We start from the raw sequence: 18,019 nt of genomic DNA on the forward strand, positions 1-18,019 counted from the left end.
CGGGGCGCACCGACAGTTACTGGAGCCGATCAGGCCAAGGTGACGGGCAGCACGTCGGTCACCCACGCGAGGGGTCGCGGATCTCCCGTCTATGCGGGCGCAGTGGGGACTCCGCAGGGGCCCGGTGCCCGCCCGTTCAGGCGACGCGTCCCTTCTTCAGCCACGGCGCGCTGGCGACGAGCTCGGCCGTTCGCTCAGGTAGGTCATCGGGGGCATCGCCGTCGTCGGCGCGGTTGCTGACGTCGTCCCGCAGGATGCGCTCGGCAGCCTGCCGGTCACCCTCGGCGGCAATGACGGCCGCGAGATCGAGCCGCGGCGTGTCCTCGTACGGGGCCGCGAGCAGCGCCGTTTCAGTAGCCGTGCGGGCCAGTTCAAGGTCGCCGGAGTGCAGCGCCGCGGTGGTGACCGTGTGGGCCACGTCGACGACGGCGCACACCATGTGCTGATCGATGCGGACGCCGTCGGCGAGCCAGCTCCAGCCGCGCCCTCGCTGTCCCGTGAACGGCTCTCCGGTGACCATCCCCAAGGCGGCCTGAAGGTCGCTGAGGCCCTCGGGACCGCGTGCTTGGCCCCGCGCCCGGAGCCGGCGGAACAGGTCGATGTCGGCCAGGACGCCGACCAGCTGGTAGATGCCCAAGCCTCGGGCGATGCCGGCCGGGGACTTCGTGGCGTCGGGCAGGTAGTTGCCGCCGGTCGTGGGATCGACGCCTAGCCAGCTGCGCACCTTCGACAGATGGACTCTCATCTGCGTGGCGTCGGAGCCGAACGCGTCGGTAACCTGGTCGATGGTGACGCCTTGGGGGTGCAGCGCCAGGAACGCCAGGAGCTCGGTGTAAAAGGCCTTGCGCTTCGCGACCGCCGTGGGCTTCCCGGTGGTACCGGTGCGTGCCTGGATGGGGCCGAGGAGCCGCAGGTGTGGTCGGGTGCCAGCAGCCCAGGCCGCCAGGTCGCCGTCCAGACCGGGGTCGGCACCCTCGACGGCGGCCCGGACCTTCTCGGGCACGTGCGGGGCGAGTTGCTGCAGGTCGTCCCTGGTGGTCGCAGCCACGTCGAGGACCTCGGCGTCCGGGGCTGGAACCACCGTCGCCCCCGGCTCGGACTCCGGGTCAGTGTCGCGGGGTAGCACGAGTTCGCCACGGATCGCTCCGGCGGCGTCCACGTACTCACGCCAGCCGTCGTCGCCGTCGCTGGGCATCTCGACGTCGTCGAGCAGGTCCGCGTGGGCCAGGAGCAGCGCGCAGCCGTGGGCTTCGGCGGGGGTGAGTCCGTTGGCGATCAGGTCGAGGCCGAGGGACGGGATGAGCACCCGCCCCTGCCCGGTCAGTCGGACGCCGAGGCCACGGACGGGCTCGGTGTCGGCGACCATGACGACGGCGGTGCCGGTCCTCGCGGGATGCCCGCCGACGAGTGCGAGCAGCTGGTCGAGCGGGGTGCTCGACAGCGCCCCGTTGACCAGGACGAGCCAGCTGTCCCACACGTCGCCGCCCATGTCGTCGACGCGCCCGGCGGCTGCGGTCACGTCATGCTCGGCGCACTTGTCGACGGTCGCTCCGGCCGCTGCGATCGCGGCGTCCAGCGCGGTGGGGTCCTCGAGGCGGTGGTGGCGGATGCGCGCCGGGTCGAGCGGTTCGGCCTCCTTGGCGATCCCGATGCAGTCGAGCTGGACTTGGCGTGCCCACGGGTTGACGGCGATTTCGGCAGCCAGGTAGCGGGCGAAGTCGGCGGCGTAGGTGGGGTCCCCGGTGAGCCTGATCGTGCCGAGCTGTTCGAGGTTGACCAGCCAGGTGGCGCCGTCGTCGTCGAGTCCCACGGAGACCAGTTGCGGGTAGGCGGATCGGGCGGTCGGCTCATGTTGGTGCGCGCCGGTGGCCAGCAGCCATCGACGGTCGTCGGCCGGGTCCGGGCGCCACGGATGCGCCAGCTTGATGGGCTCGACCAGCTGAACTGCAACCTCGCCTGGCAGGAGCTGGACAGCCAAGAGCGGGGGCGGGGCGAGGCGGTCCTCGCCGGAGACGGCGAGCAGCCTGAGGGCGTGGTCGGTGGCGAGCAGGGTGGGGGTCGCGGCCTGCCCCTCGGTCATCACGGTCTTCTCCACCGGAACCAACTCCGGGGGCGGTGCCTGGATCGTCCGCCCGGGCCGCCGGGCACGGAACTGGGCCCTCCGGCGCTGACGTAGCCCGGCCAGCAGCCCGGCTGCGAGGACGCCGCCGGCTCCGGTGAGCCCGACCAGCAACCAGGGGGCTGGCGCCTCGGCCTCCCGATCGGAGGACTCGCTCGCTGGCCTCTCGTCGTGGTTCACGTCCGTGGCCACGGTCGCCGAGGCAGCCGCGGAGGGCGTCGACGGGGCGCTCGACGGGGCGACGGGAACAGCGCCGGCCGACCCGGGCGTCGCAGGCGACGTCTCGGACACCGGCGTTGGGGTGGCGGTTACGGAGGGGACGGCGCCAGCCGGCGTGGGCCGCGAGGTCTGGGGTGTCGGCTCGGTTTGTTCTGGTTCCGGGGTTGGCAGATCGGGCGTCGCCTCCGCGGCGGACGGGATGAGAACGTGCCAGCCGGGGAGGATGAGGTCCGGGTCGGTCAAGCGACGGCCGTCCGGCTGGGAGAGCTTCCGGGAGGCCTCGAAGATTCGGGGCCAAGCGTCGGCGTCGTCGAGGTGCTCCTGGGCGATCTCGCTCAGCGTGTCTCCCTTGACCACGGTGTAGCGGGAGTGAGCGCGGTCGTTCGCTGCCGTGGCCCGCTCGCCGTCGGCCTGCGCACTGGCGGGCAAGGTGAGCACCCAGCCCGGCCTGAGGAACTGCGCCTTACCCCGCAGGAGCTCGTGGTTGAGCTTGAGGATCTCGGGGTAGCGGCTCCCCGACCCCAGGTGGTGCTCGGCGATCGACCACAGGGTCTCGCCACGCTTGACCGTGTGAGTGACGGGCGGGGTGGCGTTCGCCGAGAGCGCCACGGCGCTCGGCGTAGACCGGGCGGGCTTCGACGGCTGGGGTGCGGCCGTCACCGTCGGCGAGGCCACCGGGTTCGGGCTGTCCGGGACTGCGGATGCAGTCTCGATCCCCGCCGTTGGCACTGTGATGAACAGCAGCAGTGCTGCAGCCACGAGCCGGCGGGCCGGCACCTGGGACCACCGGAGCCCGGGCAGCTTGGGTGCCTCCAAACCCCGGAGGGCCGCCACACCTTCCGTGACGATCGTGATCGCCAGCAGTCCCCAGATGATCCACGCCACGACCTTCAGGACCAAGAGGGTCAAGTGGCCGTCATCCGGCGTGGTGAGCGCCGCCCACCAGCCGTCCTGGCCGGAGGGCGTCGGCCCCCATCCGAGGGCCAGCAGTACGGCCGGCAGCCCCACGAGCAGGCCGAGCAGCGCGACGGAGGCGGCGAAACCGACCAGACGGGGGTGACGCGGACGCTGGTTCATCGGGGGGCTCCGTTCACGACACGCGACAGCAGGATGGTGGCGTCGCCGCTGACCGTCTTGGGGCCGATGCCTGCGGTTCCGAGGAACTTCGGCTGGTAGACGATCGTGACGTGCACCGACAGGGTGGTCGGTCCGGTGATGCTCACGCTGCCCTCGACACCCGCGGCGTGCAGGTAGGCCGCTGCGGCCGTGCGGGCGGAGGCTGTATCGATCTGCGGGGATTGGCCGCGCATGATCTGGCTGGCCTGGACCTGGTTCGCGGCCGTTCGCCCCGCCTGCTGGGCGAGGTCGTGCGCGCGCTGCTGGGCGTTGACCTGTCCGGTGAGGTCGACCGTGATGCCGATCACGAGGGTGAGGATCAGGGCGATCAGCACGCCCCAGACCGTGACCGAGCCTCGTTCATCGCGCTGCCGCATCATCGCCCCCTGAACACATCGAGCGGACTTGTGACTGTCGCGCTGACGACCCGGTCCGGCAGGCCGGGCACGGCCAGCTCCGACAGTTCCACCGTGCAGCTCACGGTCGCCTCGACGCTGGCGGGCGTGCCCACCGGCGTGGCGAACCCCGAGGTGTCGAGGGTGACCGTCATGGATGCGCACGTCAGCCCTTGGTTGGCGAGGGTGGCGCCTGCCGCCGTCACCGCCGACGTCTGGGCGGCGCCTGCGGTACGGGCGATGGACGCCGCGCGTGCGGCGTCCGCGGCTGCCTGCTGCACACTCCCGTGGGCGATCGCCACGCGCCCGCCGGCCACGGCGAACAGCAGCAGGAGCATCAGGGCCGGCACCAACAACACCAGTTCGATCGCCGCCGAGCCGCGCTCATCGGCGGCGGTCTTCCAGCCCCGAGCGCTGCGGCGTCGGGATTCGTGAACTCGCGGCTTCATCGCGTGTACCTCTCGACCGGCAGGGTGGCCGACTGGGACACGGTCACGTCCATGAACGGCACGAGCCGGACGCTGTGGCCGGTCACCGTCACGGTGGTGCTGGTCGCGGTCCTGTCGCCGGTGACGGTCACCCCGGTCAGCGTCGTCCCGCCCACGTCCGCGGCGAAGGACCTCGCGCTCGACAACCCCGCCTCCAGGGACGAGTTGAGCATCGCCGACGTGCGGGCACCCGACTGGGCGGACGCCAGGGCGATCGACCGGGCGTGGAACCAGGTGCCGGCCTGGACGGCCAGGAACAGCACGGTGAGCACGAGCGGGAGCGCGATCACCATCTCGATCGATGACGAGCCGCGCTCCCCTCGCTTCGCCGACTGCTTGGTCCTGGACCGTCGCATGGTCGTCGCCGCCCGCTATCGGATCTCGTTGGCCTTGCTGACGATGTAGGCCTGGATGATCGCGGCGACGATCCCCACGATCGCGATGGCGAAGATCGCCCAGAGCACGTTCTGGATGGTCTCCGACATGCCGTCCTCGGCGAGCATCCGCTTGCGCTGCTTGGCGAGCCACGACTCGAGGTCGCGGCGCATGAGCTGGCTCTCCACGTACAGGTTGAGCATCATGATGGGGTTCCTCTCCTGAAGGGGTTCTTCCTTTGGGGGTCAGGTGTTGCTCATCAGGGTCATCAGGGATGGCCCCAGCAGGATGGCGATGAAGACGATCGCCAGCATGGTCGCAGGGATGGTGAGCCGTTCGGAGGCGGCGTTCGCACGGGCCTGCTCGTCGGTCAGGAGCGCCACGCGCAGCGCTCGGTTATGTTCCCGGAGGGTCTGGTAGACGGGCATGGTCTGCTGTTCGGCCAGCGCCATGATGTTGGCAAGGTCGTCGAGCTCGGGCAGGGCCAGTTCGTCGCCCATCGCGCGGAGGACGTCCCACGGTGGGCGTCCGTCGACGCTGGACTGGGTGAAGCCTTCCGCCAGGCGGTCGAAGACCCACTGGCCGCGGCCGACGCGCGCCGCGTTCTCCAGCGCCTGCCGGGGCCCCGATCCAGCGCGGCGTTCGAGGGCCACCAGGTCGATGAAGCCGGTCAACACGTGGTTGAACTCGAGCCTGGCCGACTTCGCCTTGCCGTGGATGTCCAGGTTGGGCAGCAAGAACAGCCCGACAGCGCCGACCAGCGACGCGATCAACGGGACCGCGATCGGGAACCGCAAGCCGAACACGTTGAACAGCGTCGATAGCAACGGGGGTGCGACCAGCCCGATGGCAGCCAGGATCAGCTTCTCACCGTAGAAGCTGGCCTCCGTCCGGCGCAGCAGCGCCAGCTCCTTGACCGGCGTCATCCACACCCACCTCGGCAGCCGGCGCGCAACCCACGCACCCACCCGATCCTGGACGTCCACGCCGCCCAGGAGGGCCGGACCTGTCGGCACGCCGGTCAGCCGGTCCAACGCGGGACCGAGCGCCGGCACGGTCGGAGCAAGCCACCACACTGCGCACAGGACGCTGGTGGCGAGCATCAGGCCCGTCAGGGCCGCGAGCTGCAGGCCGGTCATGACGGTTCTCCGGACGCCAACAGTCTGGGCAGCGGCTTGACCCGCGCCATCCGTCGCATGACCACAAGACCGACGACGTAGAGCGAGAGGAGCACCGACAGGACGACCTGCCCCACCGGTGAGCGGTACGGCTCCAGGTACTGGCCGGTGGCGGCCATCCCGACCAGGCACACCACGGTGATCAGGGTGACGATCCGCGCGGTCTGGCGCGGCTTGCTGCGGTCGGCCTCCAGGTGGCGCCGGGCTGCGACCTCCGCGGACACCGACTCGGCGAGTCCGGACAGGATCTGGGAGAGACCATCCGCCCGCTTCTGGGCCGCGAGGATCAAGGTGGCTGCCACCAGGTCACCTGTCGAGTCGTTGAACTGCTCGGCGAACGCGCGGAGCGCCTCGGCCGTGTTCCACCGCGACCGGATCCGGCCCACCAGGGTGGTCACCTCCGGACGGATCACGTCGGGTGCCGTGCGCAGCGTGGCCACCAGAGCGCCCTCCAGGCCGACTCCCACGGTGATGACACCGGCCAGGTTGCGCGTCCACTCCGCCAGGCCTTCGAGGCGTTCGATCGTGTGGGACTCGTCCGAGACGCCCAGGACCACCGGCAGGCCGACCGCCGCGAGCGGGAAGATCACGATGGCGATCACCCAGCCGGACAGCAAGGCCACCACCACCCCGGCAGCCGCCGCCAGAACACCGGCGACGAGGATACGGCGCGGGACCGAAGCAAGCCGCACAAGGAGCCGGGGCGTCGCCGGAGCGGCCGTCGGCACCGGCACGCGCCGGAGCCCCGCGACCAGCCCCATCAGGCCACCCACGCCAAGGACGCTCACCAGCGCGGGAACCAGCGGGTTCATGCGACACCGCCGTGGCGTTGCGCCTCCAGGAGGAACTCGTTCGCGGTGAACCCGTGACCCGCGAGCATGCGTAGGTGATCGGGTAGTACGAAGGCGACGGCCGGGCCGTCGGGGTCACTGCGGAATACTGTGGTCGCGGCGTAGCCGGCGGACTCCTCGCCCGGCGTGATCGCGAGCACCTCGTCGATCACGCGCCGTTTGCGGACGGAGCCGTCGCGGCCGCGGACGTACATGGACCGCAGTTGCACCACGAGGCCGAGGCAGCGAGCCAGCTTCATCACCGCCGAATCGCGGGTGAACTCGCCGGACTGCATCGCGCAGCTGACGAGCTTCTCCATCGTGTCGGACGCCGACGCGGCGTGCGTGGTCGACAACGAGCCCGAGCCGGACTCCATGGCCATGATCATCTGTGCCACCTCGCGTCCGCGGACCTCGCCGACGATCTGCCGGTCGAGCGCGTACCGGAACGAGGCGTGCATGCCGTCCTGCAAGGTGAACTCGTTCACCGGACGCCCGTCGGGACCCCGCTCCCCGGAGCCGGGACGCGCTTCCCACGAGAACACGACGGGGTGCTCGTCGACCAACTGCTCCAGACCGAGTTCCCGCTCTGTCTCGAACGTCCCCAGCACCTCCTCCGGACCGATCTCGGCACACAAGGCCCGCAGCAGCGTGGTCTTGCCGTCGCCCTGCTGGCCGGACACGACGATCGACAGCCGAGCCCTCACGGCCGCCGCGAGGAACGACGCGAGCAGGGGGCTGACCGTGCCCAGGCCGACGAGGTCGTCGAGGGTGATGCGCACCAGGCGGTGTCGGCGGATCACGACGCTGGGTCGATGGGTGACGAACGCGGACGCCGCCAAGCGGGCGCCCTCCAGGTTCAGGTGGAGGTCGGGGTTGGCGTCCGAGAACACGCGCGGCGGATCGGCCCTGGACGCAAGGTCCTGCAGCAGCTGGATCAACTCATCGTCGGAAGCCGCGACCGGCGGCCCCGGCACCTTCTCTCCGCCCACCAGGTCCAGGAACACCCGGTCGTGCCCGACGACGATGATGTTCTCAACGTCCGGGCGATCGACCAACGGCTGCAACCGGCCCAGCCCGAACATCAGATCGAAGACGGCCTGCGCCAAGGCGTCCTGCGCGGTGGCGGAGCTGACGGAGCCGTTGACCGCGAACCGCGCCTCGGTCGCCTCCTGGACGACCTGCATGATCACGGCCCGCCCGAGCTCCTGGCGCGCCGTCTCGTCGGCCAGGGGGGACTGCCCGATCCGCTCGGAGAAGCGCTTGGACGCCAGCGCGCGCAGTTCCGACGCCTCGTCCCAGTCCACCTCGGTCGACCGCTCCGTGGGTCGACCCCCGGCGCCCGACCTCGCCTCGCGTCCCACAACGTGGAGTGACGACGATGTCGGTGCGGCTGCCGTCGACAAGGTGAACCCAGATCGGACGCGGCCCGGCCGCGCCGGATCGGTACCGTCGGCGAAGGCGGTGAACAGGGGCACGCTGGCCAGGTCGGGCCTTTCCCAGGTGGGCTGCGGCTGTTTGGTCATCGTTCCGCCCCCGTCCTGGTGCGCGGTAGCGCGTCCTCCGTGCGCGGCGCCAGAGCCCGGAGCGACTCCCCCAACGCCACCACGGACCGCGGTAACGCCGAACGGTCGAACCGACGTTGGGGCTCCCCGTGGGACCACCACCGCGCGGCGTCCGGATCCCACGCGACCTCGCCGACCACCGGCACGCCCAGAGTCTTGGTGACCTCGGACGTGCTGTACCGACGTGCCGGGCCAGCGATGATCAACCGCACGTCGCCCAGCGAGCCTTCCTGGAGACCGGGCAGCCATGACCGCACCCGGGCCAGTTCGGGCAGCCCAGTCCCCGTCACGACCATGGTCACGTCCGACTCCGAGATCAGCGGCTCCGGGCTGCCGACCATGCCGAGCCGGCCGGCGTCCACGACGATGTCCACGCCCGTGTCCGCGTCGAGTCCGCGCAGGGCGTCCAGGAGCGCGTCCCACACGCCGAGGAGCGACGCGGCCTGCTGGTGCGCCCGCAGCCCCGGCAACAGGCTCGCGTTCGAGTCGGCCAGCGGGAAGAGCCGTGACGGCAGTTCGTCGGCCAACTGGTGGTGCCGGTGAGCCAGCACCAGCTCGGAGAGTCCAGGGCGCGCGACCCCGGTGCAGTAGCCCGCCAGGATCGCCGAGCCCCCGGATGGGTCGGCTTCCACCAGCACCACCGGGCGGGGCCACGTCAGGGCGAGACCGACCGCCAGGGTGGTCACACCCAGCGAGCCCGAGACGGAAGCGACTGTGAAGAGGGGCATGGCGTCACCGTTCCCGGGAGTCGAGAACCACGGCCACCTTGCCTGTCGCGGCCCGGGCTGCCAGATCGGGTGCAGCGTCCGCGCTTACCAACAGGTCGACGAGGGCGAACTGCCCGTCCTGCGAGCGCGTGACCGCGACGACCTTGGCCGCGATCGTCACCGGCGAGATGTCGCCGACCTGGCCCTGCGCGCCGGGAGTCTGGACCACCCGCACGTCGTCGCCGGTCTTCAAGGGAATGGCGGGCAGCATCCCGTCCACCAGGGACAGACCCACCACGGTCTCGCCCTTGGCCGGGACGGTCTCGGGGGCGATGGCGTCGGGGGTAAGCAGCCCGCCGGCCGAGATGTCGAGCGCGGCTCGCTGCCCCACGACTGTAGAAACCTCGCTGGCGGGGATCGAGGCGACGGCCGGATCCAGCGACACTCGCGCGACCATCAGGTCACCGGCGGCGATCACCGCGCCACGAGGGACGGCCGCCTTCGCCACGACGACCTCGACCGACGAGGTCGCCGCCGTCCACAGCCACACACCGCCCAGCGCCGACAGCAGGAGCGCCGCCACGGACGCGATGATCAGCACCGGACGCCGCCGGGTCTTCACGGGACCCAACGCCGCGGGCGCCGGAGGGGTCGTGGTCGTAGCCGTCGTCGGCGCCAAGGTCGGTGTCCTCACGTCCTCATCCCTTCACCACGGTCTGGAGTTCGCCGATCGTGACAACGACCGAGCTCGTGTACGTCTGGTTGATGACACCGGACTCGCCGATCCCGGACCAGTTGATGGTCCAGTAGCTCGTCGCGGTGACCGTGTAGGTGCCCTGCTTCGTGTAGCGGTAGCCGCAATCCGGCGACGCCGACATCCCGAACGAGTCGGTGTACGAGGTGCCCGTGGACGTGCACGCGACGGTCCCGCCGTCGCCCATGCTCCAGACCACCCGGGTGACCTTGCCGGTCGCGGTGACGGAGTAGCCGCCCGCAGACGCGGTCTTCGTGTTGGGTCCCCACGTGCTCTGATCCGGCGACGCCACCCACAGCCAGATCGGCAGGCCCACCAGGCCCACAGAACCGGGCGAGGGGTCAGGCGCCATCCCGATCGTGACCGCGCGAAGGCGCATCTGCGTGACCGCCTGCTGCGCCAGGACGCGGGGGTCCGGGACGACACCCGGAGCACTGTCGGCCCAGAACAGGTAGGAGCCCGGACCCGACCAGATGCCGGAAGCCGAACACCGGTAGATCGACCCCGTCGTGTTGCCGCTCCACACCGCGTCCGTCAGCGGGGGCGGCGGCGACTCGGCCTTGATGTAGCAGGCTCGGGCGTTGCTCCAGGTCCCCAGTTCCGGGTTCGAACAGGGGACTTCGCGAGGGGGCATTTCCTGCGTCACGCAGGCAACCGGGTCGCTGCTGCCGGAGCCGGTGTGCTTCAGCGGAGCGGCGCCGCCGGAGCCACCGTAACCGGGGACGCCGACACCACAGGCAACTCCCCAGCTCGCCCCTTCGCACCCGGCGTCCGCGTAGGCAGGGGTCCCCGTCAGCGACGTTGTCGCAAGAGCCACGCACAGCGCGAGCGCCGCGAGGAACCTGGTCAACATGATCCGAGGACCTCGTCCTTGGTGATCTGCAGGTTGGCGCCGACGAGCTGCACCGTGCTCTCGTGTGAGAGCCGTGGCTGCGGGGCCGGCGTGACCGGCTGCCCGGCCTTGTCCGTGAGGATGGCTCCGCTGCGATCGACGCACGAGGTGACGACCCACCCGTCGCCCTTGGCCAGGGCGCTCTGGGAGGGGATCTTCGTGGCTCCCACCTGCACCTGCCCGCGCTGCCGGACCGTGGTCAGCATCACCTGCAGGCTGCTCAGCGCCTCTCCCGAGGCAAGGGTGTCGAGCTCGTTGATGCTCCTGCTCGAGTCGACCAGGAGGCCGTCGAGCGTCTGCCACAGCAGGACGACCCGCGCCTTCGCGTCCTCGAGCTTCTGGTCTTCGGGGCTCAGGGTCGGTGTCGGAGTCACCGTGGGCGACGGCGATTGCGACGGGCCTGTCGGTGTCGGGCTGGTGGTGGGCGTGGCTGTGCAGCCACCGATCAGGGCAGCGGCCATGATGGCGCCGACCGCTTTGGTGGCCAGTCCCAGGTGGGTCATCCCATCCTCCTTCGCCTACGGGACATAACGGGGCGCGGAGGCACCTCGCGGACATCCTGTGCGTGGTGATTTCTCGTGGAAGGCGGCAGCGCCGATCCCGGAGGCGCTCGGCGCTCGTGTGGCGCTGTCGCGGGTACTGCCAATGTCAGAAGCGGCCATCGCTGGCTCCAAGCTCTCCAGGGGGTGGACCTTGTACGGGAAGGCTAAGCATGGATTTCGGCGATCTTGCGGATTTCGAGCTTCGTCCCTCTGCGTGTCACGCTAGCACGTCTACACCGTTTAGCGGTATAGATTGCTCATCGTGTCTCGTCTCCCCTTGCCGCGGACCACTGAAACAATGGGCGCGTGCCTGCCTACTCCGACGCCCCGCTCCCCGTCGAGTTGGACGCGTTGGTCGGCATGGGTATGAACCGCGTCAAGCTCGCGATCGCCGTCGCACTGGCCGAGCATGGGGGGTGTCTCAGCACTCCGGAGCTCGTCGCCGCGCTCGGAGAGGGCGTGGCCGGTACCACGATCGCGCGCAACCTCAACGAGCTCGAGGACCACGGCTACGTCACCGGGGACGTTCCCCGCGACGACCGTCGCCGCCGGCGCACGCACTGGACGCTCAACCATTCGAAGCTCCACGCCGACCTGCGCGAGCTCATCCAGGCCACCACACCCCCCGCCGAATCGCCGACCGCGTCGGATTGACGGGCGGCGGGATGCCGCTCCCGGCGACAAAAAGCGAGAACCGTGCGTGCGAGCTGGGTTACGGACGACGCCTGATCCGGGCGCAGACGGCCTAACTCCAGATCCACAAGGCTCGACGGGCACACGAGGGGCCTGCCGCAGCGCGACCGCACCGCTTGGGTCCGCTCACCGCGCGTGCCGCCCTGCAACAAGACGTCCTCCCGGTTGTCTTGGATGGCAGTGCGCCTCATAGGCTGCGCAACCCCGCTCCCACAAGGGCTGACTATTCGCCGCTCGCCCAGGAAGCGGCCCTGCAGTTCCAGGGAGGCTGGCCAGGGGGCTGCGGCTAGGAGTACGTCGAGCTGGTCTTGTGCCTTTGAGGCCCGTTTGGGCCCAGGAAGGGACAGTGCCATGACCATGCGAACCTACGAGTCGTTGCCTACGGCCGCTGCCCGGATCGGGGTGAGCGTGAAGACCATCCGCCGGCGAATCGCCGAGGGCGTCCTCCCTGTGTACCGGTGCGGCCGCATCCTCAGACTGGACCCGGACGACGTCGACGCCATGTTCAGCCGATACCCGCAATGGTCAACAGGGCCGCGGGTCTCGACGAGGACAGGGACCGCTCAACGCGCCTCATAGTTGTCTCCGCCTGGCGTTTGAAGACGAGAGCCAGACTGTCGCGACGCGTCAAACGTGAGCGCACACGAGGTGTTCAGGCTAGCGCTGGACAAGCGAGGGCCGTCGCTGTCCGGAGGGACCAAGGAACCCGCCCCCGGGCCCGGGCGGCCCCCTCGCCCCGATCGACATCGTCGTCACCGGCCAAGAACCTTCGGCAGCTGCTTCAACAAAGCCGACGCATCGCGGCGCCCAGCCTTCGGCAGGCGAGCGAACTCCGACACGAACCAGGTGATGCGGCAAATCGCCACCACCACGCCGACCACCGTCGCCAGCATGGCGACCAGCGCGATAAGCAGCACTACGATCAACGTGGTCTCATTCAGCGAGATCAAGAAGTCCCAACCGTTCATGGGAGCCTCCTCCGGGCATGGAAAAGGCCCGCCGGAGCGGGCCTTGGGAGATGAAGTGGTTTGGGGAGCCGGGACACGGCTCGTTGCCGACGCAGAACTGGATCAGGGCAGGGCTCTGCCTAGGGAGGTCGCAAGATGGCTACCTCCCCTCAGTAAGGGCAATCAGTCGTCCCAGTAGCCGTCGTCATCCGGGTAGTCCCGGGACGGCGGCTTCCGAAGTTCCAGATCGGGCCGGACCCGGCTCCGGATCAGCAGTTGGATCGAACGCACCCTGTACAAGGGCGAACGGCCCCGCCGGCCGACAGCGACCAGGTGGCCACGGCTGGCCCAGGAGCGGATGGTCGACTCTGAGACGTTGAAATAGTCGGCGGCCTCGCGGGCAGTCACCACGACGTCGAAGTCCTCGAACCTCATCCTGGGCACGCGGTAGACAGGCACCATGTCGCGGCGGCGTTGTCGGGTCTGCAGTCGGGCGGCCAGGACGTCGTCGAGGTGGTAAAACGCGGTCTTCGTCCGGCCCCGCAGTTCGGCCGGTCGCAGATGTCCGCGCTTGACCCATTGGCGGATGGTGGCGGGCGCGACGCCGGCGATCCGGGATGCCTGGTAGCCGGTGACGAGCTGGGGCCAGGGCGGCCAGGGCGCGATGTGATCGGGGTGGGGCGGGAACATGATTGTCCGGCCGACCTCCATGATGCGCGGCTCGGGGATGAGGTCGAGGGCCTCGTCGGTCAGGTTGGAGCTGGCGCTGGGCAGTGGGCAGCCGTTGGTGGCGAGGTAGTGCAGGAGGGCGCGGCTTGTTACGCCGAGTTCCTTGGCCTTGCTATAGACCCGCACGTGTACAACCGTGACAGTGCAACGCTGACGCTCTGGGCGCGACTCGCCGGTGGTGGTGGGTTCGGGGTGTTCGCCGTAGCCGGACAGCAAGAAAGCCCCGGCGGTGACCGAGGCTCTTTCTTGTCTTTGGGCGCACTTCTCCCGGCACTGAGGTTACTGCAGGTTCGTCGGGACGGTGGGAAGGCGCGCCGGCGGCGTGTCGCGCGGGGCCCCCCGTCCGTCCTCAGCGCAACGCAACTCGAGCCCCAGCCGTACTTGCACTTACGCCGCCTGCGCTCCGTCCACCAACGACCTGACCCCATCCCGGAGCGCCACCAGTTCGTCCACGTGGCGCTCAGACGGGAAGCTCTGGCGCGTCATCCAGCCGCTCGCAACCAGGGCATTGCCTCTCCCTCACTCGGAACTGTCGGACCTGCTGAGTAACGTCTTGACCGTGAGCAAAGCGAGTACGCGCAACACCCGGATCTTTCGGAAGGACATCACGCCCAATACCGATCTGCGCATTTGGACCAAGGCCGCCGGACGTTGCGTCCTGTGCTCGGAGTATCTCCTCGACAGTCGGGCTTACTACCACACCACCAAGGTGGGTGAGGTCGCGCACATCGTGGGTGCCACGCCCACCGACAACTCGCCACGCAACCAGGGCCTCTTGACTCTGCAAGAACGGGCGGGCGAGAAGAACCTCCTTCTCTTGTGCCATCCCTGTCACCGCATGGTGGACGATCCGGCGAACATTGAGTACTGGACCGAGCAGCGTCTCGCACAACGCAAGGAAGAGCACGAGTCAAGAGTGTGCCGCGCGACAGATTTCGCGACGCTCACCCAGGCCATCCTGATCACCACGGAAGGCAAGGTCCGAGGGAGCTTGGCCCAGGTAAACCCTAGACAGGTCATGCACGCCATGATCGAGGCCGGGCTGATCACCCACGTGGACCGCGGACAGCGCAACGAGCACGTGATCCAACTCCAAGGCAGCCCGCGAAAGTCCTACTACTGGGAGGCTGGACGCGACCAAATCGACGACATCGTCCGGCGCGCGCTAGTCGCTGCCGCCAAAGGTGAAGTGGAACGGCTCGCACTGTTCGCGATGGCGCCCATCCCGCTGCTGGTGTACCTCGGGGCTGCACTCGGGAGCAAGCTGGGGACCACAGTCTTCGACAAGCATCGGGACGATACCGGTTCGGACTCCTGGACCTGGCGGCAGCACAAGGGGGAAGCGACAGCTTTCGAGGTCGTGGAGGACGAAGAAGACCCAGAGGCGACCGAAGTTGTGGCCGAGGTGGCTGTCTCCGGCTCCGCCACCGCTGGAAGCGTTCCACCGGAGATCGCCGGACTTCCGCGCATCCGCCTACGACCCGCAAAGGGAGGTGGCCGGGCCGGCCTCGTTGAGTCCGAGGAGGACCTCGCCGCGGTCGTTCGAGCGTGGACGGACCTGCTGGCGAAAGCTGAAACGCTCTATCCGAAGGTCAAGACCCTCCACGTGATCGCCGCTGTGCCGGTCAGTGTGGCGGTGAGCATGGGTCGCCAACGAATGCGCGGCGCGCACCCCGAGCTGGTGGTCTACGAGCTCGACCAGAAGAAGTACATCCGCACACCCCCGATCACTGATCCCGAGGACAACTGACATGGAACTGACGAAGCACTTCGACAACTTGTTGACGGACACCATCAACCTGCCAAAATGGCGGCTGGAGCAGCTTCCGGAGCGGGTCGAGACGCTCTACGGGAAGCTCCGTCTGAGTGACTCGGTCGGCCAGCTCGTCACTGGCAAGACACCACAGGGTTCGTGGGCGCACCGGACGATCATCAAACCTCTCCCGGGCTTGGAGTACGACGCGGACGTGCTCATCCACATGAAAGAGAACGAGTCCTGGGATACGACGAAGGCGAAGTACCTTGACGTTATCGACCGTGCGCTGGAGTCTGCGGGCTACGCCCACCGCCAGGCGAAGACCCGGTGCGTGCGCGTGAGCTACGCAAACGAGTGCCATGTCGACCTGGTCCCCTATGTCCTCACGTCAGACGGCTACCACATCGTCAACGCCGAGACCGGCGAGTGGGAAGACACGAACCCCGAAGGGTTCACCGCTTGGATGCGGGAGCGAGACGACATCACCAACGGGAACTTCCGGAAGGTGGTCAGGATCATGAAGTTCCTCCGCGACCACCGGGCATCCTTCACCGACGTTCCGTCGATCATCCTGACCACGATGATGGGCAACCGGATCTCGCACGACGCCGAGTACGGCGACCCTAGGGCCTACCAGAACGTACCCAAGACACTGGTCACCGTGGTGGACGCGCTGGACGTCTGGCTCCAGGACAATCCCCTTAGGCCGTCGATCGAGGACCCCAGCTCCCCAGGCACTACGTTCGACCACCGGTGGAAGCGGCCTGAGACCTACTCACAATTGAGGAAGTCGGTCAACGTCGTGGCCGCGGAGATGCGTGGGGCCCTGACCGCCACAGACGACGAAGAGAGTCTGGCAAGGTGGCAAGGCATCTTCGGAGACGGCTTCAAGGGAAATGAACCGAAGGAGTCGTCGAGTCCCTTCGCGCCTCTCCTCGTCGGAGGCACTTCCGTCTCGCGGTCAGGACGTGGCGGGTGACCAAGAAGCGCAAGTCGTCCTACCGGGCGACTTTCGTCAGCGAGCTCGATGAGCTTGCCGTAACGATGCCGGCAGTGCTGGCGGGGGTGCGCCGACGGGGGATGAAGGATGACTGGCAACTGCTGGAACTCGACCTCCACACCTCCCAGATGGTTCCCGCTGCAGCCGGCCTCAAAGCCAACGCCGTGGAAACCGTGATCGTAGCCCTCTCCCGCTCACCGCTCGACCCCCCGCAGGTCTTCGTGACCCACGACCGTTTCGTGGGAACCCCCCACGTCCTCACAGGCGGCGAGTTGTGCATCTATCTAGACCCTGCCAGTGAATGGAACCCGATGCAGGGCGCGGTGGGTTTCGTGGACCGTCTATATCGGTGGTTCACGGACGCTGTGGCTGACCAGTTCGACGCTCGAACAGCGCTGTGGCACGTGGTCGGAGGCCGAGCTCACTTCACACTGACGGAGGAAGTAGTTGTGTGCAAGCACGACCTCCCGCTCGCGAAGCGCCTCTCGTTCGCCTGGTTGACCCGCCTGGGCGAGCGCAAACTGCTGCTTTCGCCAGACCCCGTCGACGGCGAGGACGCAGAGCAGGTCTTGGTCGTTCAGGCTCATCAGCCGATGTTCCTCGGACCCGGAAGGACTCTCGAACAAGTTCTGGGCCATCTGGGGACTGGCCTTGCCCGGCAGGCGACCGACGCTTGGTTGAAACGAGCGGTTCGGCGAAAGAACCAAGGTCGGAGCGACGTCCACATTGTTCTTGCGATCCCCAACGACGCTGCGGGAACCCACCATCTTCAGGTCGGTCAAGTTCAGTTAGCGGACCTGGCTCGGGGGCTCTGGTCCCACGTCGATGTCCCGATCGAGTGGAGGACTGTCATGGACGAACGCCCCTCGATCTCTACCAGACGCGATGTTGCACGCCCCGTCACGTCCCTTGCTGGACGAGATGTGGCCCTGCTCGGCTGTGGCGGCTTGGGGTCCTGGATCGCGGAGTTCATGGTTCGGGCTGGGGTCAGATCCATCGATCTCGCCGACCCCGGTCTCGTCTCGCCCGGCCTGCTGGTGCGCCAGAACTACGTGGAGGGAGATGTCGCCTACCCGAAAGCGAACTCCCTCGCGCAACGTCTACAGATGATCGCCCCAGAATGCTCCATCACCACAGCGACCGACGGCACCTTCTCTCGGAGGCTGATCGAGCTTCTTGCCGAGGAGGGTGCCGTCGTCATCGATGCGACTGTCAGCCTCGCCGTCGCCCAGGTCCTGAATGGCATCGCTCAATCCGAAGAGCGCAAAGCCACGATTGCCCAAGTGCTCACGGACACTGGCACCGGTTCCCTCGGGATGATGGCAGTTAGTGCTCTTGGGTCGACGACGACGTACAGCCTCGACCTCCATGCGAAGGAGATCGTCCTCTCGGACGGCGCGCTTGAGGCATACCGCACGTTCTGGGAAGAACGCGAGAAAGATGAGCTGATCCCAGCGTTGGGGTGCTCGATCCCGACTTTCCATGGTTCTTCGGCTGACATGGCGGCGGTCGCTGCCATGCAGGTCAACCTCCTTGGGAAGCACCTGACTGGCGGGACATCGGGCGTCCACCTGTTCGCCCTACCTCATTCCGGCGTGCAGCCGGCGTTGCGCTTCATTCGGCCACCCTCGGTCTAGGACTGCGGCCACACCTAGCTGCCCCCTTCGCACCGCTTCCCAAGTCCTCGGGTCGCTCACGCCGCACCTCGCGCGCT

General features: G+C 68.5%; 19 protein-coding genes. 5 read left to right on the forward strand and 14 right to left on the reverse strand.

Annotated features, from left to right (window positions below; all coding sequences use genetic code 11):
- Positions 1-136: 136 nt before the first annotated feature.
- From ACX1D3_RS00920 to ACX1D3_RS00975, 12 genes are read right to left on the reverse strand one after another with little or no spacing between them, the layout of a single operon-like run.
- Positions 137-3,415 carry a LysM peptidoglycan-binding domain-containing protein gene (locus ACX1D3_RS00920; RefSeq protein WP_458995103.1) on the reverse strand — a complete coding sequence of 1,093 codons (3,279 nt, stop codon included), beginning with the start codon at positions 3,413-3,415 and terminating at the stop codon, positions 137-139.
- Positions 3,412-3,831 carry a TadE/TadG family type IV pilus assembly protein gene (locus tag ACX1D3_RS00925; RefSeq protein WP_458995104.1) on the reverse strand — a complete coding sequence of 140 codons (420 nt, stop codon included), beginning with the start codon at positions 3,829-3,831 and terminating at the stop codon, positions 3,412-3,414. The genes ACX1D3_RS00920 and ACX1D3_RS00925 overlap by 4 nt, the downstream gene beginning before the upstream one ends.
- On the reverse strand, positions 3,831-4,298 hold the full coding sequence (locus ACX1D3_RS00930; RefSeq protein WP_458995105.1) for a TadE/TadG family type IV pilus assembly protein: 468 nt from the start codon (positions 4,296-4,298) through the stop codon (positions 3,831-3,833). The genes ACX1D3_RS00925 and ACX1D3_RS00930 overlap by 1 nt, the downstream gene beginning before the upstream one ends.
- On the reverse strand, positions 4,295-4,693 hold the full coding sequence (locus ACX1D3_RS00935; RefSeq protein WP_458995106.1) for a TadE family protein: 399 nt from the start codon (positions 4,691-4,693) through the stop codon (positions 4,295-4,297). Before ACX1D3_RS00935 ends, ACX1D3_RS00930 begins: the two co-directional genes overlap by 4 nt.
- Positions 4,694-4,708: 15 nt before the next feature.
- Positions 4,709-4,918, reverse strand: coding sequence for a hypothetical protein (locus ACX1D3_RS00940; protein ID WP_458995107.1), 210 nt, complete (start codon positions 4,916-4,918; stop codon positions 4,709-4,711).
- 39 nt (positions 4,919-4,957) lie between these two features.
- The gene (locus ACX1D3_RS00945) at positions 4,958-5,851 is read right to left on the reverse strand and encodes a type II secretion system F family protein (RefSeq protein WP_458995108.1); all 894 of its coding nucleotides are present in this window, start codon (positions 5,849-5,851) and stop codon (positions 4,958-4,960) included.
- A complete protein-coding gene (locus ACX1D3_RS00950) occupies positions 5,848-6,702 on the reverse strand; it encodes a type II secretion system F family protein (RefSeq protein WP_458995109.1) in 855 nt (284 codons plus the stop codon). Before ACX1D3_RS00950 ends, ACX1D3_RS00945 begins: the two co-directional genes overlap by 4 nt.
- Entirely contained in the window at positions 6,699-8,246 is a 1,548-nt protein-coding gene (locus ACX1D3_RS00955) for a TadA family conjugal transfer-associated ATPase (protein ID WP_458995110.1), read from the reverse strand. Before ACX1D3_RS00955 ends, ACX1D3_RS00950 begins: the two co-directional genes overlap by 4 nt.
- A complete protein-coding gene (locus ACX1D3_RS00960) occupies positions 8,243-9,013 on the reverse strand; it encodes a CpaE/TadZ family protein (RefSeq protein ID WP_458995111.1) in 771 nt (256 codons plus the stop codon). Before ACX1D3_RS00960 ends, ACX1D3_RS00955 begins: the two co-directional genes overlap by 4 nt.
- Before the next feature lie 4 nt (positions 9,014-9,017).
- Positions 9,018-9,686, reverse strand: a complete 669-nt coding sequence (locus tag ACX1D3_RS00965) for an SAF domain-containing protein (protein WP_458995112.1) — start codon at positions 9,684-9,686, stop codon at positions 9,018-9,020.
- Positions 9,687-9,690: 4 nt separating this feature from the next.
- Positions 9,691-10,599 (reverse strand): hypothetical protein, encoded by a 909-nt coding sequence (locus tag ACX1D3_RS00970; protein ID WP_458995113.1) that lies wholly within the window; start codon positions 10,597-10,599, stop codon positions 9,691-9,693.
- Positions 10,593-11,141 (reverse strand): hypothetical protein, encoded by a 549-nt coding sequence (locus ACX1D3_RS00975; protein WP_458995114.1) that lies wholly within the window; start codon positions 11,139-11,141, stop codon positions 10,593-10,595. Before ACX1D3_RS00975 ends, ACX1D3_RS00970 begins: the two co-directional genes overlap by 7 nt.
- Before the next feature lie 345 nt (positions 11,142-11,486).
- On the opposite strand from ACX1D3_RS00975, the gene ACX1D3_RS00980 reads away from it, so the two are divergent.
- Together ACX1D3_RS00980 and ACX1D3_RS00985 are read left to right on the forward strand one after the other, a co-directional pair.
- A complete protein-coding gene (locus ACX1D3_RS00980; protein WP_458995115.1) occupies positions 11,487-11,834 on the forward strand; it encodes a MarR family transcriptional regulator in 348 nt (115 codons plus the stop codon).
- Between the two features lie 396 nt (positions 11,835-12,230).
- Entirely contained in the window at positions 12,231-12,452 is a 222-nt protein-coding gene (locus ACX1D3_RS00985; RefSeq protein ID WP_458996466.1) for a helix-turn-helix domain-containing protein, read from the forward strand.
- 173 nt (positions 12,453-12,625) lie between these two features.
- Here ACX1D3_RS00985 and ACX1D3_RS00990 read toward each other — a convergent pair whose 3' ends face one another.
- Complete coding sequence (locus ACX1D3_RS00990) at positions 12,626-12,841, reverse strand: hypothetical protein (RefSeq protein WP_458995116.1); 216 nt, start codon at positions 12,839-12,841, stop codon at positions 12,626-12,628.
- 162 nt (positions 12,842-13,003) lie between these two features.
- Complete coding sequence (locus tag ACX1D3_RS00995) at positions 13,004-13,675, reverse strand: helix-turn-helix domain-containing protein (protein ID WP_458995117.1); 672 nt, start codon at positions 13,673-13,675, stop codon at positions 13,004-13,006.
- A gap of 433 nt (positions 13,676-14,108) precedes the next feature.
- Between ACX1D3_RS00995 and ACX1D3_RS01000 the strand changes: the two genes are divergently transcribed.
- From ACX1D3_RS01000 to ACX1D3_RS01010, 3 genes are read left to right on the forward strand one after another with little or no spacing between them, the layout of a single operon-like run.
- Complete coding sequence (locus ACX1D3_RS01000) at positions 14,109-15,299, forward strand: SAVED domain-containing protein (protein WP_458995118.1); 1,191 nt, start codon at positions 14,109-14,111, stop codon at positions 15,297-15,299.
- Position 15,300: 1 nt separating this feature from the next.
- The gene (locus ACX1D3_RS01005) at positions 15,301-16,284 is read left to right on the forward strand and encodes an SMODS domain-containing nucleotidyltransferase (RefSeq protein ID WP_458995119.1); all 984 of its coding nucleotides are present in this window, start codon (positions 15,301-15,303) and stop codon (positions 16,282-16,284) included.
- Entirely contained in the window at positions 16,281-17,942 is a 1,662-nt protein-coding gene (locus ACX1D3_RS01010; protein ID WP_458995120.1) for a ThiF family adenylyltransferase, read from the forward strand. The genes ACX1D3_RS01005 and ACX1D3_RS01010 overlap by 4 nt, the downstream gene beginning before the upstream one ends.
- The last annotated feature ends 77 nt before the right edge of the window (positions 17,943-18,019 follow it).

Source organism: Tessaracoccus yangjingae, from assembly GCF_054483935.1.